This window comes from Rhizobium sp. RSm-3 (genome assembly GCF_001854685.1).
Classification (GTDB): domain Bacteria; phylum Pseudomonadota; class Alphaproteobacteria; order Rhizobiales; family Rhizobiaceae; genus Rhizobium; species Rhizobium ecuadorense.
The window spans coordinates 168,676-181,583 of sequence record NZ_MAWZ01000004.1 but is presented as its reverse complement, the minus strand read 5'-3'; the positions used below and the strand labels follow the sequence as shown (position 1 = coordinate 181,583).

The window sequence follows — 12,908 nt, the reverse complement described above, 5'->3', positions numbered from 1 at the left end:
CGTCACCGCCTGGGTACAATGCATCAGGCTGAGGCCCGGCGATTGGACGGAGAGACTACGCGTCCCGCCACGAAGCGAACGTGGCCGCCTGGCCCAGCCGCTTGCCCGTTTCATCGATAAGCTGCCAGACTGTCACGTTCTCGATCCAGAAACGGCGCCCGGATTTTGCGATCCTGACGCCGCGACCATTCTCGACAAAACCATCGCGGGTCACGCTATCCAGCAGCCGCTGACGCTCGGCGCGATCCGGCTGCTCGGCCGAAAGCCGCGACGGCAAGGAAGTGAATTCGTCCCAGCCATATTCGAAGCAGTTCTGCGCCGTACGGTTCGCGTAGATGAAGCGCGGATCTGGCAAGGTATTGTGCGCGAGGACCACAAAAGGCGCGTGGTGGTAAAGCCAGCCCGGCCCCTGTCCGTCCTCGGCAAGACGACGGCCGACGATGCGCTCGTAGCTTCCGGTCAGCAGGGAAAAGAAATCGGGATCGCGCGTCAGGTCGAGAGCGTGATTGTCATAGATAGAAGTCACGAACTGCCTCGCTGGTCAAATGCTTCGGTGCAGGCGGCATAGCTGAGCGCACAAATCCGGAGACGAGCAACTGCGGGGCCAGCTTGCCTGAAGCAGATGCGGTCAGCTGCGGTGACTGTGGCAGGGCGAAGACGTTCAGCAGCCGTCCAGCGCCGTGATTTTCGAAAGCAACGTCTTGCCGAATGCGTAGGTGGTCTGGACATCGGCGCGCCCCTGGCAGCGGCGGCCGTCGTTGGTGACATATTCGTAGGAAACCCGGACGTTATCATTGCCGCGCAGCGCCGTTCCGGTGAGTTTGAGCGGCTGCGACATCGCGCCGAAGAAGGCATGGATCGACGCTTCGTTGAAGGGGCCTTTGCCGCGCTTTTCCGGAATGACCAGAGCCGAGGCGGTTTCACCATCGGCGACCGCGAGTGCGGAGTAGAACGCCGTCACCGTGCCCATCGGATCATACGGCAACGTCTTACCCTCCTCGGACGTCGCATTCGCCGCGTCCAGTTGAACCGTCTCGTAGGCAATGCCCACGCCCTGCGCCTTGTCAGGGGTTAGCCATTCGATGCCTTCAGGCGGCGCCGATGTTACGAAAGCGACGGCGGTGTCGGACAATCCGAGCTGGTTGAGGTAGGCTCCGACAAGCGCGTTGGCGACGCCGCTCTCGCTGGCCTTGCCGTCAATCACGCGATAGGCGGCATGGAAGCCGAGATTGGATGTGGCCTCAAGCATGCGCGGCGTACCGGCAAGCCAGGTGAGGGCGCAAGCTGAAGCGCACAAGGTCCCCGGCGGGACCGCGGTGGCAAAGTTTCGAAGGCGGATGGCGCGCCCGATCTCAATGCCGGCTTTGAGATCCCCGCCCTCGCTGTTTAGAAAAACCAGCGCCTTATTGGGGGCCGCGGCGACGTTTCTGAAGAGGATTTCGTCACCTTCGTTCAGGACGCCGGTGACGGAGATCAGGTCGGTGTCACCCTCCAACGGCTCGCGCGTGATCTCCGCTGCAGACAGAGGAAACGCGCATAGAAACAGCAAGCCAGCAACAGTGTACCGCATCGATTCCCCCGCCTTTGCGAGGGTTATTGAACATTGCGAGGAATGTTTTGCAAGACTGATCGTGCAGTCCTCCAGAGAGGTTCGGCCGGCGGATCGAAGTGAAAGATGAGACCGGACGCCAATCTCTGGCAATCCGCTATGACATTCCTTCGCGCCGGTCTCGATCTGATACAAATGTCATCATCCTTCTTAACGTGATAGGACAGAGCATGTCAGAAGGGGAGCATCCCGAGGAAAACAGCGTCTTGTCTGGATCCGACGAACCCGAGAAGCCGGCCGAGCGCTACCGGCTCGGCCTTTGCCTTTCGGGCGGCGGCTATCGGGCGATGCTCTTCCATGCGGGATCGCTGGCGAGGCTGAACGAGGCCGGCCTTCTGGCGAAGCTCGACATGATCTCGTCGGTCTCGGGTGGATCGATCGCCTCCGGCCTGCTCGCCTATGTATGGCCGCGGCTGGTCTTTGAGAACGATGTCGCCGTCAATTTCAGGGCCGAGTATTTGGATCGCATTCTGGCCTTCAGCCAGGTCTTTGCGGATGGGCCGAGTTTCCTGAAGGGCGTGTTCAATCCCTTATCGAGTGCGGCGGAGGAAGCCGCCAAACTCTACGAGCGACATCTCTTCGATGGAAAATCGCCAAGCCTGAAAGACCTGCCTGAAACGCCCTGGTTCGTCTTCTGCGCCAGCAATCTCAGCACCGGTTCGCTCTTCCGCATGTCCAACCGCTATATCGCCGATTACCGGATCGGCGTGTCATTTCATCCGGCACTTCCGCTCGCGACCGCGGTTGCCGCGTCGGCGGCATTCCCGCCCGTGCTGTCCCCGCTGCGATTGGATCTGTCGCAGTTTTCCTGGAAGAGGGAAAAACTCGACGACACCGTCGGCGAACCCGTTGCGCCCGGCAGGGCAATCCTCAGCGATGGCGGCGTTTACGACAATCACGGCATCGAGCCGGCGCTGAAACGCTGCGACTGCCTGCTCGTCAGCGATGCCGGCGCGCCCTGGCGTTCATCCACCCGCGGATACTGGAACTATCTCAGCCAGCTGAAGCGCGTTCTCGATACCGCCGACAATCAGGTGAGGTCGTTGCGGCGGCGAGACCTGATCGCTGGCTTCAAGGCGGCAAAACAGGCCGATACGCTCGGCCTCGACGCTCCCTCGAAATCGGCTCTGCGCGCGAGAACGCAGGGCGTCTACTGGTCGATCGACAGCAAGGGCGCCGAACTCGCGCCCTATGCCTCTTACACGCTGCCGCCATCGTCGGTCATTCCCGCCGATATCGGCACCTATCTTCATTTCCTCGGCGCAAGGGAAACGGAGGTTCTGACGAATTGGGGTCATTATGTCTGCGACGCGATGCTCAATCGCTTCTATCCATCGCCGCTGACGCCATCGCCCGGCCCGCCATTGGCGGCGGGGACGGTGAAGCCCTCCTGGGCGGCGAGCGCCAGCAAACGCCTGTTCGGCTTCCTGCCGTTCTAAACCGCCATCTGCGCTGCAGACCCACGCATTGAGCGCATCGACGACGTAGCTCGCCATCATCAGATCGGGATGCGCGCCGCGTGGGACAGGTTGCCCCATCCACTAAGCGACAGGCGGCATGAAAGCCGATATTGAACTCGGGCTGAAGAAACCTAGCCGAGCCGGTAAGCCATGTGGGGGCGCGAGCTGACGCGTATCAAGTCCCCCCGGTGGGGTCGCCGTTGGCAGAGCCGCGAAGGCGAATAACGCGTCCCATCTCAATCCTTGCTTTGAGATCCCGCCCTCGCTGTGAGGGAATGCGCATAGAAATGGCTCCTGCGGCTCAATGCCTCACGCGATTGACCCGTTTAGGCGCCCTCGGTACTCATGCTCATAAGCAACAGGAGACCGATGATGCGAACTTTGGCTGCGGCATTTTCCGCTCTGGTAATTCCGACACTGGCGGGTTGTACGACGACTTCGGGTGGCATTACCACGGAGAACAGGAGCCTTACTGCGGTTAGCGCTGAGCGGACGCGACTGGGGCAGACTTGGCACCTCAAAGCCGATTGCTCACAATCGACCCGTCCGAACGTTCGAACACTCTCTCCGCCAGCTCATGGTAAGCTCGAAATCGTTCCGGAAGAGATAGTTGCGAATTCGAAAAAGTTTCCCAAATGCGCTGGTGTGAAAGCCCCAGGCATGATTGTTTACTACACTTCTGCAGCCGGATACATCGGCCCTGACAAGGCAACTTACAGGGAGTCTTATGGAGACGGTGTTGTTCGCGACGTGATTTTCGGCCTCAACGTAGTCAAGTAGACGGCGTGGCATTTCATCAGCTCTCGTTGCGGCGCCGTGTTGAACCGCAGCACCCGCTCAAAGATCATGCTGTTCGAACGCCCACTGAGGACCGGAAGCGGGCATCGGTGGCATAGGCTACATAATCGCGCATTTCCGTCAGATCTTTTCTACATCCATTCGGCCAACGCACCTAATAGAGCCCGGCGATCATCCGAGTTGACCTATTGCACCTCGCCGACTGTCCGCCAGCTCTGCATGATCGAGCGCTGGCGCCTGTTCAGCTTCCTGCCTGTTTAAACCGCCATCTGCGCTGCAGACCTACGCATTGACCGCACCGACGACGTAGCTCGCCATCATCAGATCGAGATGCGCCGCCGCCGTTCTTGAAGACGGTGATCTGATCGTTGGACTGGCGGCTTGTCGTGCCCGCTGCCACGGACGGCGCGACCAGATCGAGATGCGCTCGATATCAGGAAAGGCGGCGTCATAGGCCCGCGCCAGAGTGCCAGCGACGGCGCCGGCCCCCAGGACGACCAGATGGCGGCTGCCGGCGCGCGCCAGGCATTGCGCGCCGAGAAGGGAATCGGCCGCCGTCTTGTAATGCGTGACCAGCCGGCTATCGATGACGGCCCGCACAGTCCCGCAATCGCCATCGAACAGCAGAACCGCCCCCTGAACCGAGGGCAGTCCTTTTACTTGCGACAAACCAGTTTTCGGCGATAGAAAGGTCAGAAAATCTAGGCCTCAACCCCATGTCCATTTCGCCGCCATTCGACAGATTGCCCTCGCTGAACGCGCTGCGCGCCTTCGAGGCTGCCGCCTGGCTCGGCAGTTTTCGCCGTGCTGCCGATGAGCTGATGGTGACTCCAGGGGCGGTGGCGGCGCAGATCAAAGCGCTGGAGGCCGAATTCGGCGCCGAGCTGTTTCACCGCCAGGCGAGGGTGTCAGCCTGACTGCCCTGGGGGAGCGCGTCGCGCCCCGCTTCAGCGCCGCCTTCGATGCGCTTGGAGGAGCGGTGCGCGAATTGCGGCGTCATGCAGCCCCGCGCAAAGTCCATATCGTCACTTCCCCGGCGCTCGCCCAACTGTGGCTGGCGCCGCGCCTGCTGCCTCTGCGCGCCGCGCTGCGCGACGTGGACATCTCGGTGACCGCGCTCGAAGAACCGCCTGATCTCAAGCGCACGCCTTTCGATCTGTGCCTGTTCTATGCCGAGCCCGGCCCGGACAAGATCACCTTGTGGGATGAGCAGCTGCTGCCGGTCTGCATCCCTGGATTGGCCGAAACACTTGCCGATCCCGCCGATCTTGCGGCGGCCAACTGCATCTCGGATGTAGTCTGGCAGGACTGGCGGATCTGGGCCGCTTCCGCCATGCCCGACAGCCCGGTGATCCCGACCGGCCCCGGCTTCTCGCTCTATGCGGTTGCCGTGCAGGAAGCTTTATCCGGCGCAGGCGTTTTGATGGGGCGGCAATCGCTGATCCAGCCTCACCTGAACAGCGGCGCCCTCGTCGCACCCTTCGGCCGCCTCGTGCCGCTCGGCCTTTCGATCACGGCCCGGATGCTGCCGGAAAGCCGCAACGACAGAGCCGTCATCGCCGTCGCCAACGGACTGCGCCAGATCGCCGGCGGCGTGGCGTGATGCCTTCGGATGCCGGCTCCGCCCTTGCAAGTTGAATCCCTAAAATGTGGAGAACGGAGTTCTAGGATCGCATTCTTGTTTCATGCGACCTTCTGAGTAGTCACTCTTCGATTTATCGTCTCCCCGGAATATTACCCGTGCTAAGTGGTCTTTTTCTGCCCAGTTGCTATTCCTAGGAGTTGTAATCGAGAGACAAGGGTAGGGGACGTAATTGTTTAAAATATTCGCGGGAGTAGAGCTTTTTCGAGGCCTGCAGGATCAGAAATTGCGGAAAATATTGATTTATTTATGTTTGGTATTTGCAGCAATTATATGGCTCACTAGGCCTTGTCAAAGATATGAAAGTATTGACGAAGCTGTTTGCGCCGGTAATGTTTTCTGGTCTTTGGAGAATCTATTTGATATAGATAATATAAACCGTATTCACTTCGATGGAGTCAGAAGCACGACTCCATTGCTTTCAGCAGTGGATGCCGTAGATTGCCCAAAGCTGCTTCAAAGTTTGTGGGTTAAGGCAATTGTATACATGGGAGCTGATGTAAACGTCGGAAACTCATATGGATACACTCCATTGATGATGGCCACGGGCGTTGGAGACTACGATAGCGTAGAGTTTTTAATCGAAAGAGGAGCTAGGGTGCATGACGTGGACAGCAGCAATTCTTCCGCGGTTGATATAGCTCGAAAAATAAACGACCCGAAGATGTTAGACATATTTAAGGGGAAATAGCGCAAAGCGGCAAGTGTTGACCTCCGTTCGAGCTAGGTTGCCTATCGCACCGCTCGCTAGCAGACCGGATTTGCAGGCGGCCATTAAGCTATCGGTTGCGGCACCTCTGAACCAATTGCCGGCAGACCAAGTTCAGTCCGTGCCAACTCGCACTGTGTGTCCAGCATTGTGAGCAGATTTTCGCCAAGAAGGGCATACTCCTTCGTCGCGTTCGACCAGCGATAAAACCTCCCGTCTTGCAAAGATAGTACGGCGAAGTCATCCGGCCGATTTTGAGGTGGAAACCGACTCGCCACGGCCCACAATACCGCTAGTACAAGATTACCGCTCAGCTTCTGCTGAGTATTCCAAACATGAATAGCGGTTCGCCGCCCGTCGAGTTCCAACAGGAAGTCGGGTTGAAAGGTTACTTTGAAAAAGCCTCTGGGACTCAAAAAGGTGAGAGCAGGACATGTCGCCAGCGCGCCAGGATTGTCCTCTCACCATTTGAAAAATCTTTCGAGCCCTCGTTTGGCCGAAGCTCGCTCTGGGGCTTTTGTTATCTGATCCGTTGACGCTAAAACCTGTGCATCAGACAGTCCCTCGAAGGTGATCTGTTGAATTCGCAGTCGGAGGCTTCGGTGGTAATCGAACCCGCTTTTGCTAGGTTTGTGTCGTTCGCGGACTGCCCGTTTCTGCGGTTTGGGACTAAGGCAAACCAACCTGAGCAAAAAAGAGAAGCCAAATGTCTTTACAGATGCCATCGCCAATCCCTTCGAGAACGGAGGACGCTCAAGGTGTGCTGAGCGCCATTTGCATGCTGATTTTTGGCAAGCCTCTTTGTTGTCTGTTTGTTCCTATATAAATTCCGGACGCCGAAGCGCCCGGAAAATCCTGATTAAGTAGGTTGGCTAACACCACGCGGTTTTAGCTGTCAGCTCCCCGAAACAATAAGCCCAATCAGCTGCACCCGCTCGTCGCCCCACACGTGTCGCACTTCTCGCAGGTGCCATTCCGCACCATCGTGAAGTTCTGGCATTCCGAGCACATGTTGCCGGTATAGCCCTGCATGATCGAGCGCTGGCGGCGTTCGGCTTCCACCTTCTTGGCTTCGGTCTTCGCCGTTGCCGCATCGGCTGCCGCCTTGTCGGAGAAGAGGGCGGTGGCGTCGCTGGTGATTTCCTCGGTTACCTCTTCGGCGATCTCTTCCGCCAATTCCTTGGCGCGCTCCTCGTAATCGCGCTTGAAGGCAACGATTTCGGAGGTGGAGATGGCGACGGTCGGCTCCAGCTTGCGGGCCGCACTGCCGGCAAAGGCGGTGACGGTGCCGGTGGAAGCGGCGCGGGCAGGGGCTGCGGTGGCGGCACCCTTGGGTTCGCCCGCTTGGCGTTCGCCGCCGGTGCCTGAAACCAGCGTCGGCTTGTAGCCGCGGGTCCAGCCGGTCGACAGCAGGTTGGTCTTGCCTTCCTGGATGCCCTTGCCGAGTGCGGTGTTGGAGAAATCCGACGTATCGACATGCGCAAGGTCATGACGGCCGAGATAGGAGACGGCAAGCTCGCGGAAGACATAGTCGAGGATCGAGGTGGCGTTCTTGATCGCGTCGTTGCCGATGACCATGCCGGCCGGCTCGAACTTCGTGAAGGTGAAGGCCTCGACATATTCCTCGAGCGGCACGCCATATTGCAGGCCGAGCGAGATGGCGATGGCGAAATTGTTCATCATCGCACGGAAGGCGGCCCCTTCCTTGTGCATGTCGATGAAGATCTCGCCGAGGCGGCCGTCGCCGAATTCGCCGGTTCTGAGATAGACCTTGTGTCCGCCAACGGCGGCCTTCTGGGTATAGCCCTGGCGGCGGTTCGGCAGCTTCTCGCGTTCGCGCGAAACCCGTTCGATCACCCGCTCGATGATCTTCTCGGTGATGGTGACGGCCTGGGCGGCGACCGGCGCCTGCAGCAGTTCCTCCAGCGCTTCCTCGTCGTTCTCATCCTCGATCAGCGAGGCGTTGAGCGGCTGCGACAGCTTGGAGCCGTCGCGATAGAGCGCGTTGGCCTTGAGGCCAAGCTTCCAGGAGAGCAGGTAGGCGTTCTTGCAATCCTCGACGGTCGCCTCGTTCGGCATGTTGATCGTCTTGGAAATCGCGCCGGAGATGAAGGGCTGGGCAGCCGCCATCATGCGGATATGGCTTTCCACCGAGAGATAGCGCTTGCCGATCTTGCCGCAGGGATTGGCGCAATCGAAGACCGGCAGGTGCTCGGCCTTGAGGAAGGGCGCGCCTTCCAGCGTCATCGCACCGCAGACATGGATGTTGGCGGCTTCGATGTCCTTCTTCGAGAAACCCATATGGTCGAGCAGGCTGAAGCTCATGTCGGAGAGCTGTTCGTCGGAAACCTTCAGCGTCTCCTTCAGGAAGTCGGCGCCGAGCGTCCACTGGTTGAAGACGAACTTGATGTCGAAGGCGCTCTTCAGCGCGGCGTTGACGGCTTCCACCTTCTCGTCGGTCAGGCCCTTGGCCTTCAGCGTCGACGGATTGATCGCCGGCGCCTGGTTCAGGTTGCCGTGGCCGACGGCATAGGCCTCGATTTCGGCAATCTGGCTCTCGGAATAGCCGAGCGTGCGCAGCGCGTCGGGCACGGCGCGGTTGATGATCTTGAAGTAGCCGCCGCCGGCGAGCTTCTTGAACTTGACGAGCGCGAAGTCGGGCTCGATGCCTGTCGTGTCGCAATCCATGACGAGACCGATCGTGCCTGTGGGCGCGATGACCGAGACCTGGGCATTGCGGTAGCCGTGCTGTTCGCCAAGCGCGAGCGCCTTGTCCCAGGCCGATTTGGCGTGGGCGACGAGATCCTGGTCCGGGTTTTCCGAATGGATCAGCGCGACCGGGTCGATCGACAGCGCCTCATAGCCGGAGGTTTCGCCGTGAGCGGCGCGGCGATGGTTGCGAATGACCCTGAGCATGCTCTCGCGGTTCGGCGCGAAGTTCGGGAAGGGGCCGAGCTCGGCAGCCATTTCGGCCGAGGTCGCATAGCAGATGCCGGTCATGATCGCGGTCAGCGAACCGGCAATGGCGCGGGCCTCGGTGGAGTCATAGGGAATGCCCGACGACATCAGCAGGCCGCCGATATTGGCGTAGCCGAGGCCGAGCGTGCGGTATTCGTAGGAGAGTTCGGCAATGCGCTTCGACGGGAACTGCGCCATCATCACCGAGACTTCGAGCACGACGGTCCACAGGCGAACGGCGTGTTCGTAATCGGCGATATTGATGCGCTTGGTGGCCTTGTCCTTGAACTGCAGCAGGTTCAGCGAGGCGAGGTTGCAGGCCGTGTCGTCGAGGAACATATATTCCGAGCACGGGTTCGAGCCGCGGATCGGGCCGCCGGCCGGCGAGGTGTGCCAGTCGTTCATCGTCGTGTTGAAGTGGATGCCCGGATCGGCAGACGCCCAGGCGGCGTAGGAAATCGTTTCCCAGAGATCGCGCGCCTTCAGCGTCTTCATCACCCGGCCGTCCTTGCGGGCGGTCAGCTTCCACTCGCCGTCATTTTCGACGGCGCGCAGGAAGTCATCCTTGATCGAGACGGAGTTGTTGGAGTTCTGGCCGGAGACCGTGAGATAGGCTTCCGAATCCCAATCCGTATCGTAGGTCTTGAATTCGAGATCCTTGTAGCCCTGGCGGGCGAACTGGATGACGCGCTGGACGTAATTCTCCGGAACCTGATCCTTCTTGGCGGCGCGGATTTCGCGCTTCAGGGCAGGGTTCTTGGCCGGATCGAAGCAATCGCCATTGTCGCCGCCTTCGCAGTTGAAGCAGGCCTTCATGATTGTCTTCAGGTGCCGGGCGACGATCTTCGAGCCGGTGACGAGGGCAGCAACCTTCTGCTCTTCCTTGACCTTCCAGTTGATATATTCCTCGATATCGGGATGGTCGATATCGACGACCACCATCTTGGCGGCGCGGCGCGTCGTGCCGCCGGATTTGATGGCGCCGGCGGCGCGGTCGCCGATCTTCAGGAAGCTCATCAGGCCGGAGGAGCGGCCGCCGCCGGAAAGCTTTTCGCCTTCGCCGCGCAGCATCGAGAAGTTGGAGCCGGTGCCGGAGCCGTATTTGAACAGGCGCGCTTCACGCACCCAGAGGTCCATGATGCCGCCTTCGTTGACGAGGTCGTCCTCGACCGACTGGATGAAGCAGGCATGCGGCTGCGGATGTTCGTAGGCGGACTTGGACTTGGTCAGCTTGCCGGTGAAGGGGTCGACATAGAAATGGCCCTGGCCGGGACCGTCGATGCCGTAGGCCCAGTGCAGGCCGGTGTTGAACCATTGCGGCGAGTTCGGCGCGACGCGCTGGGTGGCGAGCATATAGGCAAGCTCGTCCTTGAAGGCGGCAGCATCTTCCTCGGAGGAGAAATAGCCGCCCTTCCAGCCCCAATAGGTCCAGGTGCCGGCGAGGCGGTCGAAGACCTGGCGCGCATCGATTTCGGAGCCGGTCTGTTCGTCCTTCGGCAGGGTCTTCAGCGCCGCATCGTCGGGAACGGAGCGCCACAGGAAGGAGGGAACGTCGTTTTCCTCGACCTTCTTCAGCCGGGTGGGGACGCCGGCCTTGCGGAAATACTTCTGTGCCAGAACGTCGGTCGCGACCTGGGAGAACTGCGCGGGAACGTCGATATTCTCGAGGCGGAACACGATCGAACCGTCGGGGTTCTTGATCTCGCTCGTCGCCTTGCGGAATTCGATATCCGCATAGGCGCCTTGTCCGGCCTTCGTGAAACGACGTTCGATGCGCATGGTCTTGACCTCGTGTTGGCGCCCGGTCCCCGCGACCGGGGCGCAAAATTCCTATCCGGCGGCACATTTGTCGTCGTGCAGCCAGTCTCGTTTCCGTATTGTCACAGGGGTGTCATCCGGAGATGTCCTTCCTGTATCTTGTGGTGATGGTGGCTGCAAACGCTAAATATAGTATTAACAGCTTATTATCGCCAGTCCCGACGTCACTTTTTTTGGAGGCTGAAAATCGCGCAGAGATCCTGTCAGGCCTGACACCGTTCCCGGCACATTGCCTTGATTCCGCGTCCTAATTTTCAATAGGGAACCGGGCTCGTTACCTCCGGTCCTGTCGCCGCCGCAACATCAGGGACAGTAAGTTTGAAACGGGTGATTCCGTCAAGGGCTGGCCGTTAATTGATTGCTAACCACAACATCTTGTGGATGCGCCTGTGAAGATTGGGGAAAGCCGGGGAGCCCTGAAATTACAATGGCTTGCAGGCGCTGTCGGCTAAGGAAAAGGCTGAAACGGCAAAAAAGCGCCCGGCGGCAAATCTTGTGATGGCATTTCCGGTGCAAATCGGCATGCCGATTCGGCGCGGAAATCAGCCCTCCTCAGAGCGCATCGATGGCGATGGTGACGGTGGCGACGCCGATCGGCTTGTCCTCTTCATCGATAACGACGAAGCTCGCCTGCGTTTCCAGCATCTGGGTGGATTGGTTGCGTTCCGCCCGGTCGATGAAGATCTCTCGGGAGCCGTCGGCGAAGGTTCTGAGGTATTTCTCCTCGTCGCCCTGCCAGTAGTCGGCGGTGATGGTGCTTTGCCCGACGTTCAGCCCATGACTGTCGGTGACGAAAAATTCGACGATCGCCCCCTGCGAGGCGTCCTGCCTGGCTTTCAGGTAATTCGACACGGATTTGTCGAGCAGCAGCTGGACCATCTGCAGGTGGTGCCGATCGACCTCCGACCGGTAGGTCTCGTCAAGCACCCGCAGGTCGATTTCGCTGACATCGGTGAATTTGGCATTCTGTTCGGCGATGGCTTTCAGCACTAGCGGCGTTTCCACCATCGGCCGGATCCGCGTCTCGACATAGTCGCGCACCAGCGGAATATAGGCAGGCTCGGCGCGGGTAGGCGCGAGCGGAGGCAGACATGCCGCCAGCCCGACGGCAACCACCGCAACATATCCCCACCGCGCCATCGTCGTTTCCTTCTACCGCATCGTTTACTGCACGCTTTAAGCGCAGTTTGATGCGATTCGCAGCTGCCGAGTTTATGCGAATAAGTTAAAATAGATGTGCAGATCCCGATAGCGGATTCAGCAAACCCGGCCGACAAAAACTGGAACAATTTCAAGTGGTAAATACGATTGGTGCGCGCTGCGATCTGTGCGCTCAGCGCGGACCCTTGGCAATCGGCTCCTGGTAGGTGAAGCCCATGTCCCAGGGGAAGTAGATCCAGGTATCCTGGCTCACCTCGGTGATGAAGGTATCGACTGTTGGAACACCCTTCGGCTTGGCATAGACGCAGGCGAAATGGGCCCGCGGCAGCATGGTGCGCACCTGAACGGCGGTCTTGCCGGTATCCGTCAGATCGTCGACGACGAGCACGCCTTCACCGCCGTTTTCGGCAAGCTCGGGCGCTATTCCCTTGAGCAGCGTCATGTCGCCCTGGTTGACATAGTCATGATAGGAGGCGACGCAGACGGTCTCAATCAGCCGGATATTCAGTTCGCGCGAGATGATCGCGGCCGGAACGAGGCCGCCGCGGGTGATGCAGACGATCGCCTTGAACGTCTGGTCAAGGCCGGCAAGCCGCCAGGCAAGGGCGCGTGCATCGCGGTGGAACTGATCCCAGGAGACGGGAAAGGCTTTATCGGGAAGGGACATCGGGCTGCTCCGCGGCATGAAGAAAGGACACGCCGTTTGTCGGCGACCGGACGAGCTTGAGGCGGCGATCGGCAAAACAAGAAACG

10 protein-coding genes are annotated in these 12,908 nt (G+C 59.8%); 4 read left to right on the top strand and 6 right to left on the bottom strand.

Annotated elements, in window-relative coordinates; genetic code table 11:
* Nucleotides 1-55: 55 nt before the first annotated feature.
* Nucleotides 56-526, bottom strand: a complete 471-nt coding sequence (locus BBJ66_RS08240; RefSeq protein ID WP_071086183.1) for an MEKHLA domain-containing protein — start codon at nt 524-526, stop codon at nt 56-58.
* Between the two features lie 135 nt (nt 527-661).
* Nucleotides 662-1,744, bottom strand: coding sequence for a hypothetical protein (locus BBJ66_RS08235; RefSeq protein WP_244511628.1), 1,083 nt, complete (start codon nt 1,742-1,744; stop codon nt 662-664).
* A gap of 35 nt (nt 1,745-1,779) precedes the next feature.
* On the opposite strand from BBJ66_RS08235, the gene BBJ66_RS08230 reads away from it, so the two are divergent.
* On the top strand, nt 1,780-3,048 hold the full coding sequence (locus BBJ66_RS08230) for a patatin-like phospholipase family protein (RefSeq protein ID WP_071086179.1): 1,269 nt from the start codon (nt 1,780-1,782) through the stop codon (nt 3,046-3,048).
* A gap of 1,101 nt (nt 3,049-4,149) precedes the next feature.
* Here the strand turns inward: BBJ66_RS08230 and BBJ66_RS08225 are convergent.
* Entirely contained in the window at nt 4,150-4,536 is a 387-nt protein-coding gene (locus tag BBJ66_RS08225) for a hypothetical protein (RefSeq protein ID WP_071086177.1), read from the bottom strand.
* 47 nt (nt 4,537-4,583) lie between these two features.
* Between BBJ66_RS08225 and BBJ66_RS35225 the strand changes: the two genes are divergently transcribed.
* From BBJ66_RS35225 to BBJ66_RS34560, 3 genes are all read left to right on the top strand, one after another.
* Complete coding sequence (locus BBJ66_RS35225) at nt 4,584-4,784, top strand: LysR family transcriptional regulator (protein WP_244511627.1); 201 nt, start codon at nt 4,584-4,586, stop codon at nt 4,782-4,784.
* A gap of 62 nt (nt 4,785-4,846) precedes the next feature.
* Nucleotides 4,847-5,470, top strand: coding sequence for a LysR substrate-binding domain-containing protein (locus BBJ66_RS08220; RefSeq protein WP_244511626.1), 624 nt, complete (start codon nt 4,847-4,849; stop codon nt 5,468-5,470).
* Between the two features lie 211 nt (nt 5,471-5,681).
* A complete protein-coding gene (locus BBJ66_RS34560; protein ID WP_128146163.1) occupies nt 5,682-6,200 on the top strand; it encodes an ankyrin repeat domain-containing protein in 519 nt (172 codons plus the stop codon).
* A gap of 939 nt (nt 6,201-7,139) precedes the next feature.
* Here BBJ66_RS34560 and BBJ66_RS08215 read toward each other — a convergent pair.
* From BBJ66_RS08215 to gpt, 3 genes are all read right to left on the bottom strand, one after another.
* A complete protein-coding gene (locus tag BBJ66_RS08215; protein ID WP_071086174.1) occupies nt 7,140-10,955 on the bottom strand; it encodes a vitamin B12-dependent ribonucleotide reductase in 3,816 nt (1,271 codons plus the stop codon).
* A 591-nt stretch (nt 10,956-11,546) separates the two neighbouring features.
* Nucleotides 11,547-12,134 (bottom strand): hypothetical protein, encoded by a 588-nt coding sequence (locus BBJ66_RS08210; protein ID WP_071086172.1) that lies wholly within the window; start codon nt 12,132-12,134, stop codon nt 11,547-11,549.
* A gap of 193 nt (nt 12,135-12,327) precedes the next feature.
* Entirely contained in the window at nt 12,328-12,822 is a 495-nt protein-coding gene (gpt, locus tag BBJ66_RS08205) for a xanthine phosphoribosyltransferase (RefSeq protein ID WP_049734206.1), read from the bottom strand.
* Between the last annotated feature and the right edge of the window lie 86 nt (nt 12,823-12,908).